Source organism: Agrobacterium sp. YIC 4121 (assembly GCF_002008205.1).
GTDB lineage: Bacteria > Pseudomonadota > Alphaproteobacteria > Rhizobiales > Rhizobiaceae > Agrobacterium > Agrobacterium leguminum.
On sequence record NZ_MRDI01000004.1, the window covers coordinates 243,957 to 266,643 of the forward strand.

A 22,687-nucleotide genomic window follows, 5' to 3' on the forward strand; every position below is an offset into this window, starting at 1 on the left:
TTTTCGTAGATATTTTTAAAGGAACGCGCACGACCCGCAGGGTGCGCGTCACATTCGATAGCAGCGTCAGATCCGTTGATAACGCCGCAAGATTTCCAGGATTTTTTCATCCTGCTCTTTATCCGGCAGAAGGGCCGGTTGGCGGCTGGCGCCGACGGATGGGTCCTGGAGATAAAGTGAGCGTTTAACCATGGCCGGTGCGAAGCCGAGGGCGTAGAGATCGGTGCGGAAGTCGGCGTAGATTGCCTGCTGGCGTACGGCCTCGGTGATATCACCGGCGTTGAAAGCATTGAGAATGCCGGCAAGTACATCCGGCAGCGCGTTGCCGAGGCCGGAAATGCAGCCTGCCGCACCGTTCTGCAACGACCAGAGAACGAGGTGATCCGGGCCGGAATAGACCTCGAAGCCGGGCATCTCCTTTGCCACCTGAAGATAGGCTTCGAGCGTCTGCTGAGCGCCGCCGGAATCCTTGATGCCGGCGATATTGCCATGGGTGGCGAGTTTGCGGGCGGTTTCCGGCTCTATGTGGTTCTGGGTGCGGGCGGGAATGTCATAGAGATAGACCGGCGTTTCAACGGCGTCAGCCACCGTCGAGAAATGGCGGATCAAGCCATCCTGCGTGCAGGCGATGAAGAATGGCGTGATGACGGCGATACCGTCGACGCCGATGCGGTCGAAGGCTTTGGCAAGTTGCAGGGTTTCGAATGTGGCGGGCATACCCGCATTCACGATCACCTTGGCACGGCCGGCAACTTCGTCCACCACCTCTTCCGTCAGCCGGATTTTTTCCGCATGCGTCAGCGCGGTAAAATCGCCATTTGTGCCGGCACACATGATGTTGTTGCCGGCCGCCACCTGGCGGCGCACCTGCGCACGGGTTGCCTCATAGTTGATGGTTTCGTCCTCGTTGAAACAGGTGACGAGCGCGACGAAAGCTTGCTTGCTCATGAAAGAACTCCGCTTGAATTTCCGATGGCGTCACCGGCACCGGCCGGATGACGCTGAGATTGCATATCGGGGTCGGGATCGAGGCTCGCGGATAAAAGGGCACGGGTATAGGCCTCGCGCGGCGCTTCGAAAACCTGGCGGACCGTGCCGAACTCCACCACCTCTCCCCGCTGCATGACCATGACGTGATCGGCAAAATCCCGAACCACCGGCAAATCATGCGCGATGAAGATGAAGGAGAGGCCCATTTCGCGGCGCAGCTTGTCCAGCAGTGCGATAACCTGCGCCTGAACCGAAACATCGAGCGCCGAGACCGCCTCGTCGCAGATGATGAGCTTCGGTTCCAGCGCCAATGCGCGGGCAATCGCGATCCTCTGCCGTTGACCGCCGGAGAACTGATGCGGATAACGGCGCATATGCTCCGGCGAGAGACCCACCTGATGCAGCAATTCGGCAACCCGCTCACGCCATCTTGCTCTGGGCAAGATCTCAGGATGGATGCCCCAGGCCTCGGAAATCAGCTGAAACACCGTCATGCGCGGATTGAGCGACTGGGTGGGATCCTGAAACACCATCTGCAAATCGCGCCGGAGCGCGAAGAGTTCGGCAGGCGGAAGCTTGAAGAGGTCGCGACCCTTCCACAAGGCGGTGCCCGCATCCGGCTCGTCTAGCCGCAAAAGAATACGCGCCAGCGTCGATTTGCCGGAACCGCTTTCGCCGACGACCGCGATGGTTTCGCCTTCCATGAGGTCGAAGGAAATGCCCTTCAGCGCCTCGAAGGCGCCGTAACGCTTGCGCACATCACGCACGCTGAGCAGCGCTTCGCCCGTCGCCTGCGACTCGTGCATGTCGCCCCTGCCGGGTGCTGCACTGATGAGCTTGCGGGTATAGGGATGCTGCGGATTGCGATAAACCTCGCGCACCGTGCCGGCCTCGACCAGAACACCCTTTTCCATCACCACCACCCGGTCGGCGATTTCGGCGACGACGCCGAGATCATGGGTGATGATGAGCACGGCCATGCCGGTTTCCCGCTGCAATTCCTTGAGCAGCGAAAGCACCTCGGCCTGCACCGTCACGTCAAGCGCGGTGGTCGGCTCATCGGCGATCAGGAGATCAGGCCGAAGAGCAAGCGCCATGGCGATCATGACGCGCTGGCGCTGGCCACCGGAAAATTCATGCGGATATTTCTTCAAGGCCCCGTCCGGGTCGGGAATGCCGACGCGGGCGACAAGCCGCCTCGCCTCCGCTTCGGCCTTTGCCTTGTCCATGCCGTGGGTGGTCATCGCCTCACGGATCTGCCAGCCGACAGTATAGACCGGATTGAGATGGCTGAGCGGGTCCTGAAAGATCATGGCGATACGCCGGCCGTTGATCTCGCGGCGCGCTTCGGCCGGCATGGTCAGAAGGTCCTGACCGTCAAGCAATATCTGGCCGCTGCTGATATGTCCGGGCGGCATGTCGATGAGGTTCATGATGGCCGAGGACGATACCGACTTGCCCGAGCCGCTTTCGCCGAGGATAGCAAGCGTTTCGCCACGGTCGAGATGGTAGGAGACATCCTTTACCGCATGGACGACACCGCTTGCGGTGTGGAACTCCACGGAAAGGTTGCGCACGTCGAGAAGATGGTCAGCCATGCTTGCTGCCTTTCATTTCCAGCCGCCAGCGCTGCACGGGATCAAGCGCGATGCGCAGCCAGTTGGAAAGCAGGTTGAGCGACAGGGTGGTAAGGATGATGGCAAGCCCCGGCCAGAAGGACAGCCACCAGGCATTGGTGAGATATTGCCGCCCCTGCGAAATCATCAGGCCCCAGGTGATTTCCGGCGGCTGAATGCCGATGCCGAGGAAAGACAGCGCGCTTTCCGCCAGCATCACATAGGCGAAATCGAGCGTGGCGAGCGTCGTCAGCGTCGGCAACACGACGGGCAGGATGTGGCGGAACAGGATGCGCTTGCCCGATGCGCCCATGACCCTTGCCGCCTGCACGAACATGCGCTCGCGCACCTCCAGCACCTCTGCCCGCGTGGTGCGGATGTAAACGGGAATGCGGGTGATGGCGAGAACCAGCATCAGGTTGAGGATGGAGGAACCGAGCAGATAAAGCACGATGACCGCGATCAAGAGCGACGGGAACGACATGATCACATCCGCAAGCCGCATGATGATCTGGCCGACACGGTTGGAGGAAAAACCGGCGATCAACCCGAGCACGGTGCCGGTGATGGCGGAAAGAAGCACCGCGCCGGCGGCGATCATCATCGTGTTTTGCGTGGCGGCGACAATGCGCGCGAGAAGCGAGCGGCCGAGCGCATCCGCTCCCAGCCAGAAATACCACTCGCGCTGCCAGTCGAACGGGGCGAGGTTGCGCCCGCGCAGGTTCTGTTTCGTCGCAAGATCGCCAAGCCAGGCAGGGCCGATAAAAGCGAGGATAACAACGATGATGAGGAAGATCGCGGCGCAGAGCGCGAATTTATCCGCCCACAACATGCGCAGCATACGCGTTGCGAAGGACGGCTCGGCGATGATTTCGGTGTCGGCATTGGAAAGGCTCATGGCTGAACGGCCTCCTCAGTGCCGGATACGCGGATCGAGGAGCGCATAGGCGATATCGATCAGAAGATTCATCAGGAAGATCGCCAGCGCGGTCACGAGAATGGCAGCGAGCACGACGTTGAAATCGCGCTGCAGAATGGAATCGATCATCAGCTTGCCGACACCGGGAAAACCGAAAATGGTCTCGACGATGACAGCACCATTGAGAAGGCTTGCTGCCTGGTCGCCAATGACGGTGATGACCGGCAGCATGGCGTTTCGCAAAGCGTGAATGAAGATGATCGGACCCGACTTCACGCCCTTGGCGCGCGCTGTCTTCACATAGGCCGAGGACAAAGCGCCGATCATCGAGCCGCGCACCACCTGCACGATAATGCCGAAGGGGCGCACGAACAGGACCGCAATCGGCAATATCCAGTGCAGCACGGAGCCCGTTCCCGACGTGGGCAGCCAGGCGAGATTGACCGAGAATACGACGATAGCGACAATCGCCAGCCAGAAATCCGGCACGGATGCACCGATGAGCGAGATGCTCGAGGCCATGCGGTCGAAGAAGCCGCCGGAGCGGAAAGCCGCAAGCGAACCGATGACGATGGCGGCGGTGGTAACGAGCGACATGGTGATGACCGCAAGCCACAGCGTCCAGACGAAAGCCTCCAGCACCACATCCAGCGCTGGGCGGGCTTTTCTGAGCGATTCTCCGAGATCCCCCGTCATTACATCGCCCGCATAACGCAAAAACTGCACCATCAGCGGATCATTCAGCCCATGCAACGCCCGGAACTGCTGCTTCAACTCTTCCGAAGCCTCGACCGGCAGAAACAGTGCGGCCGGGTCCCCCGTCAGGCGCGACAGGAAGAAAACCATGACGATGAGGCCGATCAGGGAGATCAGGCTCGCAACGGAACGTTTTCGGATGAAGCTCAGCATGGTTGCCTCCGGTTTTTCAATGCGACGGCGAAGCTTTCGCCGCGCCGCCGCTTCTCAATTGACAAGACGCGGGGTCTTATTTGATGCCGATTTCCGAAAGCTGCAGCATCGAGTTGGTGGCGATGGTGGGCTTGAAGTCCAGCCGCTCCGAGACGCGGGAGAAGCCGACCATGTGGAACAGCAGCACGTCCGCAACCACATCGTCGTGCAGATAAGCGATGAGTTCCGACCAGAGCTTGGCGCGTTCGTCACCCACGGCTGCGGACGCACGTTCGATCAGATCGTCCACCTTCTTATCCGAGAAGCCGGACTGCGTGCCCTTGGTGGCATATTTGAAGAACATGGTGAAGGACGGGTCGCCCTTTGAGTTGTCGTGCATGGCGGCGACGATCTGCGGTCCGCGGCCTTCCTTGAAGGGCTTGGAGTAATAGCTTTCGTGCTCGGCCACTTCCACGAATTTCAGGTCGATCTTGAAGCCGACATCCTGCAATTGCTGCTGGATCGCTTCCATGATCTCGGTGACGTTGGGGAAATTCGCGGTACGCGCGATGATGGTGATCGGCGTATCCACCTTCACACCGGCAGCCTTGGCTTCCTCGAGCAGCTTTTTTGCGCCCTCGGGGTCATAGGGGAAGACCTTGACGTCGGGGTTCCAGCCAAGCGTGGTCGGCGGAACGAGAGCGGTGGCCAGCACGGCACCTTCCGGAACCAGCGTGCCGAGGAAGGCCTGCCGGTCGATGGCAAGGTTGAGTGCGCGGCGCACCCGCACATCGTTCAGCGGCGCAATATTGTGATCGAGACGCATATAGACCGTCTCGCTGTCGAGATAGGAAAAGTCGGTCTTCGTATTGGTAGCGTCGAGCTGCGAAATGGAAGGCGAAAGATCGGCTTCGCCGGTCTGCACCATGGCGGCGCGAACCGAAGGATCGGCGCGGAAAAGATAGGTCGCTTCCGTCACCTGCGGCTTGGCGCCCCAATAGTCGTCGCGTGCGGTGAGGACAATCTGCTGGCCCGGGGTCCAGTTGGTCAGCTTGTAAGGCCCGGTGCCGACAGGCTCGCGGATGAATTCCATCTTGGTTTCTTCGGGCACGATGGTGACGAGCGACATGAGGAGCGGCAGAATGGGCTGCGCCGGTTCGGTCTTGAAGTCTATCGTGTGGTCATCGACGATAGACGGGGTCACCGTCATGCCGCCGAAATAACGGCGGGACTCGCAGGCGTTCTTGTCGCTCATGATGCGTTCGAAGCTGTGCTTGACGTCCTTGGCATCGAATGCCGTGCCGTCGGAAAACTTCACGCCTTCACGCAGGTGGAAACGCCAGCTTCCATCGGCATTCTGCTCCCACTTCTCGGCGAGGCGCGGCTGAACGCCCTTATTGCCGCGAACATCGAGCTCGGTCAGCGTCTCGCTGACATTTTCCATGATGATGCGGCCGATATTGGAGCGGGTGGCCATGCAGGGCTCCAGCAGGTCCGCCTCTTCCGCCAGCACGATCTTGATCGGCCCCGATGCCGCGAGCGCCGGCGAAACCGCGGCACTGAGGGAACCCAAGACAAGGGCGCCCGCAATCAATGACTTCTTCATTCCGTTCTCCTCCCAGATTCAGAAATTCAGCAACATGGCGGCGCGCCGCAAGGGGCATCTGAAAATCCCCGTCTCCTGCATTGAGGAGCATGGCATGCGGATGATTGTCTCCTCCACCCGTAAACAGAGCATCGACGTTATCGCATTTTTTGTCAATTTATTTTTCGAAGGCAATTTTTATTCAAACCAAATCCATTATTTTTCTTGTTTAAAAACAAAGATTTAGTTCATAAAACCAAAAACGATTGATCCTCTTTTTTTATCAAATAAACTTGACAACTTTTTGAATATGTCATTTTCATCGGAACAAGAGGAGACCACGATGACCCCTGATGACATCGCTCAAGCCATGACCGGAGCCATCCATGCCGTGTCGGAAGACCGGCAGGAAGCGTTCCTGCCGTCACCTATGATCCAGAACCATGCGAGCTTCCTGCACCTTCTGGATGACGGCACCCTGCTCTGCGCATGGTTCGGCGGCACGCTGGAAGGAAAATCGGATATTTCGATTTTCGCATCCGTGCTGACAGCGGGAGCAACCCGCTGGGGACCGCCGCAGCGCCTGAGCCACGACCCCGCTCATTCCGAACAGAACCCGGTCCTCTTCACTGCGCCAGATGGCGTTCTCTGGCTGTTTCACACAGCCCAGCCCTCCGGCAATCAGGATGAATGCCGCATTCGCATGGCGCGAATCCACCGCGACGCGACTGCACCGGAAAAGCTTATTTCCGAGGAAGGCCGTTTTCTCGATCTCCCGCAGGGCTGTTTCATCCGCGCACCGCTGCGCATCCGCGATGACGGCGCCTGGCTGCTGCCGATCTTCCGCTGCGTCCAGCGCCCCGGCCAGAAATGGAACGGCAGCCACGATACGGCAGCGCTCGGCATATCCACGGACAATGGCGCGACTTGGCAATTGCAGGAGCTGGGGGAATCGACCGGCTGCGTGCATATGAGCCCGGTCGCGGTGACGAATGGGCGCTACGCCGCCTTCTTCCGCCGCCGTCAGGCCGATTTCGTTTATCGCACCGAAAGCACCGATGGCGGCCGCTCGTGGTCAAAGCCACAGCCGACCGATGTGCCCAACAATAATTCCTCCATTGCCGTGATCAGTCTCAACGATGGCAGGCTGGCTATGATCTGCAACCCCGTCAACGCCGCGCAGTCCAGCGACCGCCGCGCCTCGCTTTATGACGAGCTGGGAGAGGAAGACGACAGGCCGGATGCCGATCCGAGCGGTGGCTGTGTGCCGGTCTGGGGCGTGCCGCGCGCGCCGGTTTCTATCTGCCTGTCCGACGATGACGGGCGCAGTTTTACCACCCGGATCCTGATCGAAGACGGACCGGGCACCTGCCTTTCGAACGATTCGACCGATGGGCGTAATCTGGAAATGTCCTATCCGTGGCTTCTGGAAGCGCCGGACGGTACGCTGCATGCGAGCTACACCTATCATCGCCGCGCAATCAAATATGTCCGGCTGGCGCCCGGCTGGGCTGACGAGAACGACGGGAGACAAAAATGAGCAACATCATTGGCATCACTATGGGCGACCCCTGCGGCGTCGGCCCCGAGATCACGGTGCGGGCGCTCGCCGAAATGTCCGCCCCGGATCGTGCGGCGACGCGGATTTACGGCAACCTCGCCACGCTGGAAGCGGCGCGGGATGCGCTCGGTGTTGATATCGATCTCACTCAATATGTGGTCGACCTGCCTGTGGAAGGCGCGCCGCTGCCCTGGGGTACATTGTCGCCAGTGGCCGGAGACTCCGCGTTCCGTTTCATCGAAAAGGCCGTTCGCGATGCCGAAGCGGGCGCAATCGGCTGCATCGTCACCGCGCCGATCAACAAGGAAGCCTTGAACCTCGCCGGTCATCATTATGACGGGCACACCGGCATGTTGCGAAGCCTCACCGGCTCCTCGGCCGCCTATATGCTGCTCGCCTCCGAACGGTTGAAGGTCATTCACGTTTCCACCCATGTTTCCCTGCAGGAGGCCATTCGCCGGGCGACGACGGAGCGGGTGCTGGCAACCATCCGAGCCGGCAACGCGCATCTGAAGCGCATCGGCTACGAGCGGCCGCGCATCGCGGTTGCCGGCATCAACCCGCATTGCGGTGAAAACGGCCTGTTCGGCACCGAAGATGACGACCGGATTGCGCCAGCGGTCGCTGCCGCCCGCGCCGAAGGCATCGAGGTGCAGGGGCCGATTTCCGCCGATACCGTGTTCCACCGGGCCTATTCCGGCGCTTTCGATCTCGTCGTCGCGCAATATCACGATCAAGGCCATATCCCGATCAAGCTTGTCGCCTTCGACACCGCCGTCAATGTCTCTGTCGATCTGCCGATAGACCGTACCTCCGTCGATCACGGCACGGCTTTCGATATCGCCGGCAAGGGCATCGCCAATCACGGCAACATGAATGCGGCCATCGCCTATGCGCGCAAGCTGGTGGCGGGCAAGGAACGGAAGGAATGAGCACCATGTCGACAGCTCCCATTCTCCTCCACCAGCCACGACGGCTCGCCGTCGGCGCCGGCACCATTTCACAGATCGGCACCTGGGCGGGAAAAACCGCATCGACCCTGATTATCGCCACACCGCTGACGGCGAAATTTGCCGAACGGCTGCAATTGCAGGGCCCTTTCACGATCTTCGACGCCATTCCCGGCGAGCCCGACACGACAACGCTGGAAGCCGCCCTTGCCGCAGCACGCGCTGCCAAGCCAGATCTCGTCATCGGCCTCGGCGGCGGTTCGGTAATGGATGTGGCGAAGCTGGTCGCTGCTCTCTGGAATTCCAACCAGTCGCTTGAAGACGTGGCCGGGCCGAACAGGGTTGCCGGGCGCGACACACGGCTGGTGCAGATCGCCACCACTGCCGGCACCGGCTCGGAAGCCGGCATCCGTTCGCTCATCACAGACCCGGTGAAAGGCAACAAGATCGCGGTCGAAAGCCCTCATCTGATCGCGGATTTCGCCGTGCTCGATCCGGAACTCACCTATTCCGTCCCATCAGCCGTTACGGCGGCGACCGGGGTGGATGCCATGGCCCATTGCGTCGAAGCCTTCACCAACCGCAAGGCCCATCCGATGATCGACGGTTTCGCGCGTATGGGCTTTGCACTGGTCGGTAAATATCTGGCGCGCGCCGTTCGCGACGGTGCGGATACTGAAGCACGGGAAGGCATGATGCTCGCCTCCTATTATGGCGGCATCTGCCTCGGCCCCGTCAACACGGCGGCCGGCCACGCCATCGCCTATCCGCTTGGCACGCTTCTCAACCTGCCGCACGGGCTGGCAAATGCCATCGTCTTTCCGCATGTTCTCGCCTTCAACCAGCCTGCGGTTTCGGCGAAGACGGCGGAAGTGGCGGGAGCGCTCGGGCTTCGCGAGCACCTTTCCCCTGATGATCTACGCAAGGCGGCAACGGATTTCTGCGCCGGGCTCGGCATCGAAATGTCACTCGCACGGCATGGCGCGACTGAGGCCGATCTTCCCCGATATGCCGACGATGCGCATGCCATCCGCCGGCTGATGGACAATAACCCCGTCGACATGAGCGTTGAGGACGTGCTCGGCATTTACCGCCACGCCTTCTGAGCAAAAATCCGGTGCGCGAACGCGCATCGGCCTTCGGCCACCCGCTTAATCCGCGTGCGAAGATTCGAATAGGCGGTCGCGCGATCCGGTCAGATGCTGGAGCATCAACTGGCGCGCCGCCTCTGCGTCCCCATCGGCAATCGCCTTTGCGATTGCCTCATGCTCGGCGAAAACACGCGTCAGGCCGGATGCCTCCCGCTTCACCGACATGCCGTGGAACTTCATTCCCATTGCAATATGGTCCTTGAGCGCTTCCATCGCGGTGGAGAAATAGCTGTTTCGCGCCGCCCGCGCGATGGCGAGGTGGAACTGATAATCGGCATCCTCGCGGTGGGACTGGCGATTGGTCGCATCCCGCATCAGTTCGAGCGCCTTCCGGATCGCAGCAAGCCTCTCGCCATCGTGCCGCAAGGCTGCCGCGGCCGCCGCAGCCGGCTCCAGCGTCAGCCTGAATTCGTAACAGTTGAGAAGATCCGCAACGTTTTCAAGCTGCCCGAAGCCAAGCGGCTCGCGCAGGCCAAAAGCCCTGACATAGCTGCCGGAGCCTCTGCGGGAATAAATGAACCCCTGCTCGCGCAGCCGCCGCAACGCCTCGCGCACGACAGGTCGCGACACTTCGAATTCCATGGCGAGTTCATGCTCTGTCGGCAGCCGCTCATCCGGGTTATAGGCCCCGGATTTGATCGCTCGGTGCATTCTCTCGAAAATAATGTCCGGAAGTGCCTTGCGCGCCGTTTCTTTCATCAGCCCCATCTGGTCAGCTCTCTCCAGCATCGTTGTCGCCAAGCATCATTTTCGCGATCCGTTTCAACGTGTCAGCTTGCCCAAAACCGCCGGACTTCGCAATGATGCATTGATCGCCGGACCAGCCGACCCCGAGACCCGGCAGGCATTCGCCGGCAAGACGCAGGCGCGAAACGCCCATGGCCCGCAGCACGGCCTCTGCCGTGGCTCCGCCCGATAACAGCAGCCTGGCGGCGCTCGCGGTAAGATGCGGCACGACGCCCTCCGCCAACCGGTCTGAAACCGCAAGCGGCGACAGATTTTCCTTACCCTGCGTCGCTTGAACCAGCGTCAGAGCGGCACCGTCATCGGTGTGGCGGGGCATGACGCCATTCGGCGCCTCTATGATCGAGACAGGCCCAACGCTTTTGAGAACGTCGATCTGCTCCACAGTGATCGGATCGCGAGACCCGATGACAAAAAGCCCCCTGCCGGATGGAATGATCGCCGCTTCAGGAACAGCCTGCGCCGTCATCGCTTCAGCCAGCGCCTCGGCAAGCCCACGCGCGCCAACCAGAAGATCGGCCCCTTCCGCCTGCGCGGCGGTGAGAGCTTCCCTGATATCGCCCTGTGATCGCGTGTCGGGTATCGTGCAGCGGCCAGCATGTCCGCCCAGCCTTTCATGAACCGGAATGGCAGCTTCGACGCCAAAGCCGGAAACGGCTCCGCCAGTAAGGACACGTCCGAAATCCGGAATGGCGGGCGCGACAAGCGCGTGCCGATAGGAAATCGCATCCATTTCCGCCGCAATATGCCCTTTCAGGCGGGAATCGATCTTCTTGAAAAGGACAGTATCGGCCGGAATTAGCCCCAACAGTTCCTGCGTGCGACGCCTGGCTTCATCCGCCTCGCCATCGCGGCAGCCGAGATTGACGCTAAGGACGGCGGGCGCATCCGCCAGCGCCGTACGCACACCGTCAAGCCCGATCGCAACCTCGGTCGCCAGCCCACGCCCGGCAAAGGGGGCGGCGGCGTCCAGCGCTCCGGTCAGATCATCGGCAAAAATCAGCAGCACGGGCGAGGCCTTCATAAAAGTTGTAATGTTTTACGTCGATAAATTTATTTATAATCAATAGATAAATAGATGTGAATAACAAAAATTATGGCGCCGCCTTTCGGATTGGCCAATTCAGCAGCAAAGAGGCTCAAAGAACGAAAAAGGAAATCGGAAACGGCAAAGAGAACGCCAAACGCGGGCCGCAGCCATATATGGCGAGACGGCCGAGAGATGGCGAACGAACAATGTCGCTAGATGAACCGGAAGGGCAGGCCCGAGATGAGCGCCTTGACGAAGCGCTTTTTCTGAAAGCGTCCATTCAGCGATACACGCGGCAACTGCGTCGGCTTTTCAAGGCTGTGGGAACCGATAACGCCAGCCTGCGTGGTCACTGCCGCGGAAAATCCTGCATCCTGAACCGCTTTTGCTTCCCGTTCCCCCACGGCCTTTACCCAGCCATAGGGATAGGAAAAGGACCGTGGCATTTGGTCGGCATAAGCTTCCACCCGGCGCGTCGATTCCGCGATTTCATAAGCCAGACGTGCCGCATCCACCTTACGCATATTCACATGCGTCATGGTATGCGCGCCGAAATGCACCAGAGGGTCCTGCGCCAGCGCCCTGAGCTCGTCTTCATCCATGACAAGTTCGTCCACGATCGCGATGGGATCGACGCCATGCTGCCTCGCGGCATGATCGATCCTTTCCACCGCCTCATCTTCCGAAAAGTTCTGGACGAAATCTTCAAGCCGCGTGAATGCCTCCGCTTTCTGCGAAGGGCTGGCGCATGCCACATGCCCCGGCCCCGCCCCGAAATCGAATTCGAACGACGCGACTTTCTGCGTCAGGGCAGCAGCGGTTTCCCACCAGAGGCTGCGTGTCCGCTCCACAAAACCCGGCGTGATGAAAATCGTGTAGGGAACGGCATATTTACGGAAGATCGGCGCGGCATAGTCGGCATTGTTTCGATAGCCGTCATCAAGCGTGAAGGCGCAGAACGACCGGCCCTCGTGATTATCGGCAAGCAGAGCCGGCAGATCGTGCAGATGGACTGGAACGAGACCGCATTCGAGTGCGGCCTGTATCGCCTCTTCCAGAAATTGCGGCGTGACGGACAATTGCACATTGGGTGCGAAAGCCGAAACAGCCCCTCCGGGGCGCACATGATGAAGCGTGAAGATCACACCACGACCGGCGAAAGACGGAAATGCCGAACGGACGGCCGGGAGAGAACTCACCTCCAGCCCCGCCCTTATGGCTCCATATTTCACAAGGCGTTTTATCGGCTGAAAGAAAATTCTCCCCGATTGTCCTGATGTCAGGCCGGGAAGAAGGCGTTTTCTCACGACTCTCGAGACCGTCAACGGCAGATCGATCAGACCCGGCAAGGGATCGTTCGGCGCAAAGGCGGCCCAACTGCGGATATTGCGAAGAGAAGCGAAATAGTCGCCGATTTTCGCCTGCCCTCTCCGGGCCAATGTGAAGGCGGCAACGGCGTCGCGGACAAGATAGGACCAGGAAACGCCCTGCCGCGCATTGCCGGGCCGGCTGACCGGCTCGCCATTGGCGACCCGCCATAGCAGGGCGCCAAGGTCGATGCCCGCTGCAGAGCAAAGGCCAAACCATGACCATGGGCGTGGATTGACATCGAGAAGCTTCAGTTTCCCGTCCCGGCCGTCGAGCTTGAATTCCGCCTCGACCAGCCCGCTATGGCCGGCCGATTTCAGTATTTTTCGGGCCGCATCCACGGCCTGCCCGTTGTCGACGACCTCGACGCTGGTGCTGGTATAGCCGAAATCGACAGGATATTGCCGAGCGCGCCGGGCAGTGAATTCCGCGACCGGCTCTCCGTTCAGCCAGAGCGCGGCGTAGGAGAACTGGCTTTCTCCCCCACCCGGAATGAGTTCCTGTACGACGACATTGCCAGCGCCGATCTCTCCACTCGCATCGGCAAAAGCCGTTTTCAGAGCATGTCGGTCATCGGCGCGAATGACTTTCGCCCTCGCGATGGTGGTATCGCCACCGCCCATATTCGGCTTGAGAATGACGGGAAACAATATGTCCAGCGTATCGATGTCAGCGGCCGATGCCAGCGCATAGGTTCGCGGAATACTGACGCCAAGTTCTGCGGCGCGCTGGTAAAGCAGCGGCTTTTCGCAGAGCCATTGCAGCGCGGTCCAATCCGGCAGGATGATTTTGTAGAGCGAGGACAGTTCCTCACGATGCTGCGCAATGAGCTGGACCTCTCCGTCGCCGGACGGCAGCAGCAGACAGCCCTTCAAACCATGCTTGTCGGCCATTTGACGCAGGAACGGCAGTGCCCCGGCATCATGCGGGCCGGCCCAGCGGATTGTTTTCCGCACGAAACGCGACCAACCCGGCAAAGGAGAATCGTGGGTGAGGTAATAAACGGGCACATTCAGGGCGCCGAGGCTTCGGGCAAGGGCGAGCGTACCGTGAGCGCCGCCGACAATAACAACACCTGGAATGGTCAAAGCCTGATCCCCGTCCTATTCCATATCTTGATCGCAAAAATTGATAAATAAATTGGATATTTCTAAAGTATTGAGCGGACCGACATCGAATTGCGAAAAATCCGAAACGCCGATGCTTTTAATCTTTTGCAGGCGCTTCGGAATTGCTTTGAAAAGAAAATGAGGATGCCGCCTCACGCCTCCTTGCGGACAGGACGCGGATCGCCGTTGTCGTCCACCGCGACCATGATGAAAACGGCCTCCGTCACCTTCTCGCGAGAATCCTGATAGTGCCTGCGGGTCCAGGCCTCGATCTTCAACGTGACGGAGGTGCGGCCGATCTTTTCGATTTTGGTGTAGACACACAATGTATCGCCGATCTTGACCGGCTTCTTGAAGACGATCTCATTGACTGCGACGGTGACAGTGCGGCCGCCGGCTACATCATTGGCGCGGACGAAAGCGGCAAGGTCCATCTGCGACATGACCCAGCCGCCGAAAATATCGCCGGCGGGGTTGGCATCGGCGGGCATCGCAAGCGTTCTGAGCGTGAGTTCCATATCGGCGGGCGGTTGCTGGTCCATATTTCAAAGTCCTTTCACAAGCCTCCCGCTGCCGGACTTAAACAACCGCACCCCATCCGCCAATAGCCGATTTGTCGCGGCAGCCCTTCCAAAACAGCAAGGAATCACAGAGCCATCGTAAGCTTCGGTTAACCATGATGAGGCACGATTCCAAAAAACGCGAGGGCGTGCGAATGGCCTATGACTGGAGTGGAAACAACACAATACAGCAGCGCTACGACCGTATCGTCCTGGCGGTCGCCAGCGTCGTCGCCATCAGCCTGGCGACCGGCACCCTTGCCCTGCGTTCGCAGGTAGAGCCGGACACCACCATAAGCCTTGCCAAACAGCAGCGGCTCGATTCGGACAAATGGCATTTGCGGCTCTAGTCCGCTCGGATCAGCCCGATAGCCAATGCCCTATTGCGGAGCGCTCCCGGCCCTGGAGATATTTTCCTTCTGCGCGGTGTGGTCGAGATGCGCCACAGCCGGGGCGAGCACCGACAGGAATGTTTCCGACCGGCCGATATAGACGATCGCCGCACCCTCGATCCCGTTCAGAACGTCCGCCAGCGTATCCTGCGTCTGTTTTTCCAGCCCTTCGAGCAAATCGTCGATAACGACGAATTTCGGCTTCAGCAGCAGGGCATTGGCCACCCGGATACTGGCCTGCTCATCCGAATCCAGTTTTTTATCCCAGCGAATGTTTTCCTCGAGACGGGATGCCATCTCGCCAAGCCCGCAGGCTGTGAGCGCCGAGACATAATCCGCATCGGCGAAACGCTGGGGCGCGCGCGGATAGGCGAGGATTTCACGCAGCGATCCCGCCGGCAGATAGCCGTGCTGAGCGATGAAAAGCGTGTCGGACTGCTCGGGCATCTCAATCCTGCCCTGCCCCCAGGGCCACAGGCCCGCCATGGCCGCAAACAGCAGCCTTCGGTTCACGCCCTGCTCGCCATTGATCATCAGCCGTTCGCCCGGCCCGATCTCTACTTCGCTCTCGCGCAGCTGGAAGCCGCGATCCAGATCCTGCCCACCCGCATCGCGGCAGATCACCACCGACTGGAGGCGGATTTTTTCATTCTCCGCACTGCGTTGCAGATCGATCGCCAGGCCGTGCTGTTCGACGCTGTCCATCTGGATAAGGGCGTTACGGAACACCGAAACGCGTTGCAACGTCGCCTTCCAGCTGGCGATTGGCCCGAAATTGTCGATGTACCAGCGCAGTGCCGTATTGACCTGGTTGAACGCACCGACAGCCATCATCAGCCCGCCGAAGGTGAGGTTGCCGGAGAAATAAACCGGAGCCGCGATCAGGATCGGCGCCACCACCGCGAGCCAGCCATATCCTGCCGAAACCCATGTCAGATGCGTCAGCGCCATGGCGAGCCCGCGAATGACGCCGAGCACCGCATCAATATCGATGCCTATCCGCCGCCTTTCGTTCTTTTCTCCACGTGCAAGGGCAATGGCAGCGAGATTTTCGCTGGCCCGCATCAGTGAGAAGCGAAGCTCCGCCTCTTTGGAATAACGCTCGGCATTCAGCCCGACAAGCCGATAACCGACGAGATTGCTGAGGAGGGAAGCCGAACCGGCGTAAAGGATCGCCGCCCAGACCATATAGCCGGGGATCGCATAGGTATCGCCGTTGATGGTGATGGCGAAGCCGGCCGAGAGAGACCAGAGGACGCCGATAAAGCTGACGAGCAGGATCGTCGCATTGACGAGACCGATGGAAAGCGCCGTGCTGCTTTCAGCCAGATTGCGGACATCGTCATGCAGGCGCTGGTCGGGGTTGATCGCAATCGTGCCGAAACCGGCAAGACGCGCGGCCCGTCCCGGTTTCAGCCATTGATCCACCATATCCTTGGCAAGGCCCTCGCGCATGTTCAGCGCCGTCATCTGGTTCAGCCAGGTCTGGATGACGTTGAGGAGAAGCAACAGCCCCGCGATGATGGCGAAGACCTCCAGCTGGTGAATGAAGGCGGCAAGATCGCGCCGCTCCAGCGCGTTGTAAAACGGCGCGTTCCATTCATTGAGCCTGATCTGCCCATAGGCGGTGAGCAATATCACCGTGAGCAGCGCTATCGACAGCAAGATCAGCCGGGTGCGCACCGGCGAGGTCCAGAAGGCACGCCCCATCATGCGCAGCTGCGCCGGGAAATCGAGATCGAAACCCGAAAGATTAGCCGCGCTTTTGCGCTGATCGTCGGTCACCGTTGTTGCCATTCATTCCATTCCGAAACGTCAGTCGGCAAAGAAAGCGGGTCGCGATTCTGCGCCTTTCGTTGCCAAGCAATAACACGCCGTTCGACCTTGTCCACAATCCCGGCGAAATCTCAGCGGCGATGATTGAAAAGCCCGGACAATTCTTACCGCGGGCAAATATCGCGACCTCGACCAACAATGCGGTTGCCCCCGGAAATGATCCTTGCTTTCTTTTCCTGCATTGCACAAAATCCGAATAATTTCAGAGGGGCGGACAAACCGCATAAGCCGGAAAACCGGGCAAGGCAGATTAATGGCGATCAAAGCGAGCATCTATCATCTGACGCATTATAAATACGACAATCCGGTTCGCCTTGGACCACAGATCATAAGATTAAAGCCCGCCTCGCACTCCAGAACCCGTGTTATCAGCCATTCGCTCAAGGTTTCGCCCTCCAATCACTTCGTGAACCTTCAGCAGGATCCCTACGGCAATTACCTCGCCCGCTTCGTTTTTCCCGAGCCCGCGACGGAATTTAAGATCGAGGTCGATCTTGTCGCCGATATGACGGTTTACAATCCGTTCGATTTCTTTGTGGAGGAAGAGGCGACAAAGTGGCCCTTCGACTATCCGCAGGAATTGCGCGACGATCTCTCCATCTACATGAAGCCGGAGCCGACAGGCCCGCTGCTTGCCGCCTTTATGGCCACCGTCGACCGCACGCCGGGGCAGCAGACGGTGGATATGGTCGTTGGCCTCAATGCCCGCCTGCAACAGGAGATCGGTTACGTCATCCGCATGGAACCGGGCGTCCAGACGCCGGAGGAGACGCTTGCTTCCGGCAAGGGGTCCTGCCGTGATACCAGCTGGCTGCTCGTGCAGGTTCTGCGGCATCTTGGCCTCGCCGCCCGTTTCGTGTCGGGATATCTCATTCAGCTCACCCCCGATCTCAAAGCGCTGGATGGCCCATCCGGCACCGAAGTGGATTTTACCGATCTGCATGCCTGGGCCGAAGTCTATATGCCCGGCGCGGGCTGGATCGGCCTTGACCCCACCTCGGGACTTCTGACGGGAGAGAGCCATATTCCGCTGGCGGCAACGCCGCATTACCGCAATGCGGCGCCGATTTCAGGCGGTTATTACGGCCATGCCAACACGGAATTCGCCTTCGACATGCAGGTCCGGCGGGTTGCCGAAACGCCGCGCATCACCAAACCCTTTTCGGATGAAAGCTGGGAGGAACTCAACGCGCTCGGTCAGGAGGTCGATGACGTTCTGAACAGCCATGATGTCCGGCTGACCATGGGCGGAGAACCGACCTTCGTTTCCATCGACGATTTCGAATCCGACGAATGGAACACCGGCGCGGTCGGACCGACAAAGCGTGAAAAGGCCGATGCCCTGATCCGCCGCCTGCGTGAACGTTTCGCACCGGGCGGCTTTCTACATTACGGGCAGGGAAAATGGTATCCGGGCGAAAGCCTGCCGCGCTGGACCTTCTCGCTCTATTGGCGCAAGGACGGCCTGCCGATCTGGCAGAACCCGGCGCTGATCGCCGACGAGGGCGCAAATACAAGCGTCAAGGCGGAAGATGCGCAAAAGCTGCTGGGCGGTATAGCCTCCCATCTCGGCATCGAGCCGGAACTGGTGCTGCCGGCCTATGAGGATCCGGCCGAATGGATCATCAAGGAAGGCAGCCTTCCCGACAATGTCGACCCGTCCAATTCCAAGCTGAAAGACCCGGAGGAGCGAAACCGCATGGCCCGCGTCTTCGAACGGGGACTGACGACACCGACCGGTTACATTCTTCCCGTTCAGGCGTGGAATGCGCGCGCCGCCGGCAAACGCTGGATCAGCGAAAAATGGAAGACGCGGCGCGGTAAAATATTCCTGGTTCCGGGTGACAGCCCGGTGGGTTACCGCCTGCCGCTCGGCACCCTTCCCTATGTGCCATCATCCGCCTATCCCTATATTCATGAAGCCGATCCTTCGATCCCCCGCGGTCCGCTTCCCGATGTTCTGACGCCATCGGGCCGCGCCATGCCCGAAGCCTCCTTCCACGCCAGCGAGGCCGCAGGGCAGGAGCGCATCGAACAGACGCTCAGCGAAATCGGCGGCGCGGTGCGCACCGCCATGTCGGTAGAACCGCGTGACGGAAGGCTCTGCGTCTTCATGCCGCCGGTCGAGCGCATCGAGGACTATCTCGAACTGATTGCAGCAGCGGAAGCGGCAGCCGCCGATCTTGGCTTGCCCGTCCATATCGAGGGTTATGCGCCGCCGCATGACGAGCGCGTCAATGTCATCCGCGTCGCACCCGATCCCGGCGTCATCGAGGTCAACATCCATCCCGCCGCGGGCTGGAAGGATTGCGTCGACATCACCACGGCTGTTTATGAGGAAGCGCGTCAGTCGCGTCTCGGCGCCGACAAGTTCATGATCGACGGCCGCCACACCGGCACCGGCGGCGGAAACCATGTGGTCGTGGGCGGCGCCAACCCCAATGACAGCCCCTTCCTGCGCCGGCCCGATCTTCTCAAAAGCCTCGTTCTGCACTGGCAGCGGCATCCCTCGCTCTCCTACCTTTTCTCAGGCCTTTTCATCGGCCCGACGAGCCAGGCGCCGCGTATCGACGAAGCCCGCCACGACAGTCTCTACGAGCTGGAGATCGCGCTTGCGCAGGTGCCTGCCCCCGGAGAAGGCGTGCCGCCCCTGCCATGGCTGGTCGACCGGCTGTTCCGCAATCTTCTGACGGATGTGACGGGCAATACCCATCGCGCCGAAATCTGCATCGACAAGCTGTTTTCCCCTGACGGGCCGACCGGCCGCCTCGGGCTGGTGGAGTTCCGGGGCTTTGAAATGCCGCCAAATGCGCGCATGTCGCTCGCCCAGCAATTGCTGGTGCGCGCCCTCATCGCCCGCTTCTGGAAAAATCCGGCCGCCGGCAAATTCGTGCGCTGGGGTACGGCGCTCGCCGACCGCTTCATGCTGCCGCATTATATCTGGGCGGATTTCCTCGACGTGCTTGCCGACCTCAGGGAAAACGGTTTCGACCTCAAGCCAGAATGGTTCACCGCCCAGCAGGAATTCCGTTTCCCCTTCTTCGGGGAAGTGGAATATGAGGGCGCGAAGCTGGAATTGCGCCAGGCGCTGGAGCCCTGGCATGTGATGGGCGAACAGGGCGCCATCGGCGGAACCGTGCGTTATGTCGACAGCTCCGTCGAGCGCCTGCAGGTGCGGCTGGAAACCTCCAACCCCGCCCGTTACGCGGTGGCATGCAACGGCCGCGCCGTTCCGCTGACCCCGACCGAAAACCGCAGCGTCGCAGTCGCCGGCGTTCGCTTCAAGGCATGGCAGCCCGCTTCCGGCCTGCATCCCGTTCTGCCCGTCAATTCACCCTTGACCTTTGACATTTATGATACATGGTCGAGGCGATCGATCGGCGGATGCATCTACCATGTTGCTCATCCGGGCGGGCGCAATTACGAGACCTTTCCCGTCAACGGCAATGAGGCCGAGGCACGCCGCCTCGCCCGTTTCGAACCATGGGGACATACGGCAGGGCAATATCCGCTACAGGCGGAAACCATGTCGCCAGAATTTCCGCTGACGCTCGATCTGCGTCGGCCTTACGGAGTGTAAATTGTCCAAAGCCCCGGCAACGGAACGCAAGACGGAAACGAGCGCGCAACCGCGCGGGCTTGAATATTCCCCCTTGCCGGGTGTTGCCGACGAAATGCTCGATACCAACGGCAAGGTCAGGCCGGTCTGGAAGACCCTGCTCGACGCCCTGTCGCGCATGTCGGAACGGGAATTGCACGAGCGCTTTGCCCGCACCGACCGCTACCTGCGCGATGCCGGCGTGTTCTACCGCGATTACGGCAAGGGCAGCAGTGAAAGAAACTGGCCAATCTCCCATATTCCGGTCCTGATCGACGACAGGGAGTGGGCGGTTCTTTCCGAGGGGCTGAAACAGCGCGCCAATCTTCTGGAAGCCATGGTCGCCGATTTTTACGGCGAAAACCGGCTGGTCAAGGAAGGTTTCGTACCCCCGGCCCTGATCGCCTCCAATCCGGAATATCTGCGGCCCATGGTCGGCGTGAAACCGGCAAGCGGCCATTATCTGCATTTCTGTTCCTTCGAGATCGGGCGCGGACCTGACGGCAACTGGTGGGTGCTGGCCGACCGGACGCAGGCGCCTTCCGGTGCGGGTTTCGCACTCGAAAACCGGGTGGCCACCACCCGTGCACTTTCCGATATCTATGCCGAAACCCATGTGCACCGTCTGGCCTCGTTCTTCGGCGCTTTCCGCGACACGCTGCAGGCGCAAAGAAAGCACCCCGACGACCGGATCGCCGTGTTGACGCCCGGCCCCGCCAACGAAACCTATTTCGAACACGCCTATATCGCACGTTATCTCGGCTTCATGCTGCTGGAAGGCGAAGACCTCACTGTCGTCAACGGCCGCGTCATGGTCAGAACCGTAGCGGGGCTGAAACCGGTTGGCGTTCTCTGGCGGCGTCTCGACGCCTCCTATTCCGATCCGCTGGAACTGAACCAGCAATCCCATATCGGCACGCCGGGCATGGTGCAGGCGCTGCGCAATGAGGCGCTCACCGTCGTCAATGCGCTCGGCAGCGGCATTCTCGAGACGCGGGCGCTGCTCGCCTTCATGCCGCGCATCTGCCGCCACATTCTGGGCGAGGAGCTGAAACTGCCATCGATTGCCACCTGGTGGTGCGGGCAGGAATCGGAACGCCGCCATGTCGCCGGCAATATCGAAGGCATGGTCATCGGCCCGGCTTATTCCCGGCTTCCCTTCTTCGACGATAACGGTCAATCCGTGCTCGGCTCGTCGCTGCGCGAAACGGCGAAGGAATCGATCAGCGACTGGCTTGCCTCCGACGGCCACAGGCTGGTGGGACAGGAAGTGGTGACGCTTTCGACAACCCCGGCCTATATCGACAACAAGCTCGTGCCGCGCCCGATGAGCCTTCGCGTTTTTGCCGCGCGCACCCAGGATGGCTGGCAGATCATGCCCGGCGGCTTTGCCCGTATCGGCAGCAGCAACGATGTCTCCGCCATCGCCATGCAATCGGGCGGAAGCGCTGCGGATGTATGGATCGTCAGCGACAAGCCGGTGGAACGCACCACGCTACTGCCGGCGGAAGAAAGCTTTACCCGCAATATGCCGGGCAGCCTGCCGAGCCGCGCAGCCGACAATCTCTTCTGGCTCGGCCGTTATATCGAGCGTTCGGAAGGCGCCCTGCGCATCCTGCGCGCCTGGCACGGGCGTTATGCCGAATCCGCTGATCCGCGCCAGCCTCTGCTCGCGCATGTGACACGCTATCTCGAAGCGCTCGATGTGGAGATGAACGATGCCGTGCCGGAAAGCCTGCTGAACAACATCAACAGCGCGCTTTATTCCGCCAGCAATATCCGCGACCGCTTTTCGCCTGACGGGTGGCTGGCGCTGAACGACCTTGCCAAGACCGCCCGCCGTTTCCACGCGAAAGTGGCCCCCGGCGACGACGCTACCCATGCCATGACGATCCTGCTGCGCAAGCTTGCGGGCTTTGCCGGTCTCGTGCACGAAAACATGTATCGCTTCACCGGCTGGCGTTTCCTGTCGATCGGCCGCTACCTGGAGCGCGGCCTGCATATGACGCGTCTTCTCGGCCATATGACCGGCCCGGACGCACCTGACGGCTCCTATGACATGCTGCTCGAAATAGGCGACAGTGTCATGACCCATCGCCGCCGCTACAACGTCAATACGGCCGGCCTGACCGTGACCGATCTTCTGGCGCTCGACCCGCTCAATCCCCGCTCGATCCTGTTTCAGCTGAACGAAATCCGCACAGAGGTGGAGCAGCTTCCGAACGCCTTCGTGAACGGCCAGATGTCGCCCTTCTACCGCGAGGCGATGCGCCTGCATTCCGGGCTTGCGGTGATGACGCCGGAAAACATGAACGGCGCGATCTATCGCCAGCTCGAAACCGATATGGAACATCTCTCCGATGTTCTGGCCCGGACCTATCTCGGATAAT

General features: G+C 60.4%; 15 protein-coding genes and 1 pseudogene. 6 read left to right on the top strand and 10 right to left on the bottom strand.

Annotated features, from left to right (window positions below):
• Nucleotides 1-66: 66 nt before the first annotated feature.
• From BTE54_RS08460 to BTE54_RS08480, 5 genes are all read right to left on the bottom strand, one after another.
• Complete coding sequence (locus tag BTE54_RS08460; protein ID WP_078052110.1) at nucleotides 67-948, bottom strand: dihydrodipicolinate synthase family protein; 882 nt, start codon at nucleotides 946-948, stop codon at nucleotides 67-69.
• Entirely contained in the window at nucleotides 945-2,588 is a 1,644-nt protein-coding gene (locus tag BTE54_RS08465; protein ID WP_078052111.1) for an ABC transporter ATP-binding protein, read from the bottom strand. The genes BTE54_RS08460 and BTE54_RS08465 overlap by 4 nt, the downstream gene beginning before the upstream one ends.
• Entirely contained in the window at nucleotides 2,581-3,504 is a 924-nt protein-coding gene (locus BTE54_RS08470) for an ABC transporter permease (RefSeq protein ID WP_078052112.1), read from the bottom strand. Before BTE54_RS08470 ends, BTE54_RS08465 begins: the two co-directional genes overlap by 8 nt.
• A 15-nt stretch (nucleotides 3,505-3,519) precedes the next feature.
• Entirely contained in the window at nucleotides 3,520-4,434 is a 915-nt protein-coding gene (locus BTE54_RS08475; protein WP_035262398.1) for an ABC transporter permease, read from the bottom strand.
• Between the two features lie 76 nt (nucleotides 4,435-4,510).
• Nucleotides 4,511-6,019 (bottom strand): ABC transporter substrate-binding protein, encoded by a 1,509-nt coding sequence (locus tag BTE54_RS08480; RefSeq protein ID WP_078052113.1) that lies wholly within the window; start codon nucleotides 6,017-6,019, stop codon nucleotides 4,511-4,513.
• Between the two features lie 322 nt (nucleotides 6,020-6,341).
• Here BTE54_RS08480 and BTE54_RS08490 point away from each other — a divergent pair, with 322 nt between their 5' ends.
• The 3 genes from BTE54_RS08490 to BTE54_RS08500 are packed head-to-tail and all read left to right on the top strand — an operon-like array spanning nucleotide 6,342 to nucleotide 9,615.
• Nucleotides 6,342-7,538 (top strand): exo-alpha-sialidase, encoded by a 1,197-nt coding sequence (locus tag BTE54_RS08490; protein ID WP_078052115.1) that lies wholly within the window; start codon nucleotides 6,342-6,344, stop codon nucleotides 7,536-7,538.
• Nucleotides 7,535-8,491: a 4-hydroxythreonine-4-phosphate dehydrogenase PdxA gene (gene pdxA / locus BTE54_RS08495; RefSeq protein WP_078052116.1), complete on the top strand. Its 957-nt coding sequence runs from the start codon at nucleotides 7,535-7,537 to the stop codon at nucleotides 8,489-8,491. Before BTE54_RS08490 ends, pdxA begins: the two co-directional genes overlap by 4 nt.
• Nucleotides 8,488-9,615, top strand: a complete 1,128-nt coding sequence (locus tag BTE54_RS08500; RefSeq protein ID WP_078052118.1) for an iron-containing alcohol dehydrogenase — start codon at nucleotides 8,488-8,490, stop codon at nucleotides 9,613-9,615. Before pdxA ends, BTE54_RS08500 begins: the two co-directional genes overlap by 4 nt.
• A 45-nt stretch (nucleotides 9,616-9,660) precedes the next feature.
• Here the strand turns inward: BTE54_RS08500 and BTE54_RS08505 are convergent, their stop codons facing one another.
• The 4 genes from BTE54_RS08505 to BTE54_RS08520 all read right to left on the bottom strand — a co-directional run bounded on the left by BTE54_RS08505 (nucleotide 9,661) and on the right by BTE54_RS08520 (nucleotide 14,453).
• Nucleotides 9,661-10,368 carry a FadR/GntR family transcriptional regulator gene (locus BTE54_RS08505; RefSeq protein WP_078052119.1) on the bottom strand — a complete coding sequence of 236 codons (708 nt, stop codon included), beginning with the start codon at nucleotides 10,366-10,368 and terminating at the stop codon, nucleotides 9,661-9,663.
• Nucleotides 10,369-10,372: 4 nt separating this feature from the next.
• The gene (locus tag BTE54_RS08510; RefSeq protein WP_078052228.1) at nucleotides 10,373-11,413 is read right to left on the bottom strand and encodes a four-carbon acid sugar kinase family protein; all 1,041 of its coding nucleotides are present in this window, start codon (nucleotides 11,411-11,413) and stop codon (nucleotides 10,373-10,375) included.
• 233 nt (nucleotides 11,414-11,646) lie between these two features.
• The gene (locus tag BTE54_RS08515; RefSeq protein ID WP_078052120.1) at nucleotides 11,647-13,890 is read right to left on the bottom strand and encodes a polysaccharide deacetylase family protein; all 2,244 of its coding nucleotides are present in this window, start codon (nucleotides 13,888-13,890) and stop codon (nucleotides 11,647-11,649) included.
• Between the two features lie 173 nt (nucleotides 13,891-14,063).
• Nucleotides 14,064-14,453, bottom strand: a complete 390-nt coding sequence (locus BTE54_RS08520) for an acyl-CoA thioesterase (protein ID WP_035260778.1) — start codon at nucleotides 14,451-14,453, stop codon at nucleotides 14,064-14,066.
• A gap of 134 nt (nucleotides 14,454-14,587) precedes the next feature.
• Here BTE54_RS08520 and BTE54_RS08525 point away from each other — a divergent pair, with 134 nt between their 5' ends.
• Nucleotides 14,588-14,821 (top strand): hypothetical protein, encoded by a 234-nt coding sequence (locus BTE54_RS08525; protein ID WP_078052121.1) that lies wholly within the window; start codon nucleotides 14,588-14,590, stop codon nucleotides 14,819-14,821.
• Nucleotides 14,822-14,851: 30 nt separating this feature from the next.
• Here BTE54_RS08525 and BTE54_RS08530 read toward each other — a convergent pair whose 3' ends face one another.
• Complete coding sequence (locus BTE54_RS08530; protein WP_078052122.1) at nucleotides 14,852-16,660, bottom strand: ABC transporter ATP-binding protein/permease; 1,809 nt, start codon at nucleotides 16,658-16,660, stop codon at nucleotides 14,852-14,854.
• Between the two features lie 292 nt (nucleotides 16,661-16,952).
• Between BTE54_RS08530 and BTE54_RS08540 the strand changes: the two genes are divergently transcribed.
• Complete coding sequence (locus BTE54_RS08540; RefSeq protein WP_078052124.1) at nucleotides 16,953-20,279, top strand: transglutaminase family protein; 3,327 nt, start codon at nucleotides 16,953-16,955, stop codon at nucleotides 20,277-20,279.
• Between the two features lie 64 nt (nucleotides 20,280-20,343).
• A pseudogene (locus BTE54_RS08545) lies at nucleotides 20,344-22,686 on the top strand (circularly permuted type 2 ATP-grasp protein); the annotation flags it as partial.
• Between the last annotated feature and the right edge of the window lies 1 nt (nucleotide 22,687).

What these genes read in the sequence shown, in the direction of transcription:
- BTE54_RS08540 (WP_078052124.1), top strand. Translation starts at nt 16,953, where the DNA reads ATGGCGATCAAAGCGAGCATCTATCATCTGACGCATTATAAATACGAC.
- BTE54_RS08480 (WP_078052113.1), bottom strand. Translation starts at nt 6,019, where the DNA reads ATGAAGAAGTCATTGATTGCGGGCGCCCTTGTCTTGGGTTCCCTCAGT.
- BTE54_RS08530 (WP_078052122.1), bottom strand. Translation starts at nt 16,660, where the DNA reads ATGGCAACAACGGTGACCGACGATCAGCGCAAAAGCGCGGCTAATCTT.
- BTE54_RS08475 (WP_035262398.1), bottom strand. Translation starts at nt 4,434, where the DNA reads ATGCTGAGCTTCATCCGAAAACGTTCCGTTGCGAGCCTGATCTCCCTG.
- BTE54_RS08520 (WP_035260778.1), bottom strand. Translation starts at nt 14,453, where the DNA reads ATGGACCAGCAACCGCCCGCCGATATGGAACTCACGCTCAGAACGCTT.
- BTE54_RS08470 (WP_078052112.1), bottom strand. Translation starts at nt 3,504, where the DNA reads ATGAGCCTTTCCAATGCCGACACCGAAATCATCGCCGAGCCGTCCTTC.
- BTE54_RS08460 (WP_078052110.1), bottom strand. Translation starts at nt 948, where the DNA reads ATGAGCAAGCAAGCTTTCGTCGCGCTCGTCACCTGTTTCAACGAGGAC.
- BTE54_RS08500 (WP_078052118.1), top strand. Translation starts at nt 8,488, where the DNA reads ATGAGCACCATGTCGACAGCTCCCATTCTCCTCCACCAGCCACGACGG.
- BTE54_RS08505 (WP_078052119.1), bottom strand. Translation starts at nt 10,368, where the DNA reads ATGGGGCTGATGAAAGAAACGGCGCGCAAGGCACTTCCGGACATTATT.
- BTE54_RS08525 (WP_078052121.1), top strand. Translation starts at nt 14,588, where the DNA reads ATGATGAGGCACGATTCCAAAAAACGCGAGGGCGTGCGAATGGCCTAT.
- BTE54_RS08465 (WP_078052111.1), bottom strand. Translation starts at nt 2,588, where the DNA reads ATGGCTGACCATCTTCTCGACGTGCGCAACCTTTCCGTGGAGTTCCAC.
- BTE54_RS08490 (WP_078052115.1), top strand. Translation starts at nt 6,342, where the DNA reads ATGACCCCTGATGACATCGCTCAAGCCATGACCGGAGCCATCCATGCC.
- pdxA (WP_078052116.1), top strand. Translation starts at nt 7,535, where the DNA reads ATGAGCAACATCATTGGCATCACTATGGGCGACCCCTGCGGCGTCGGC.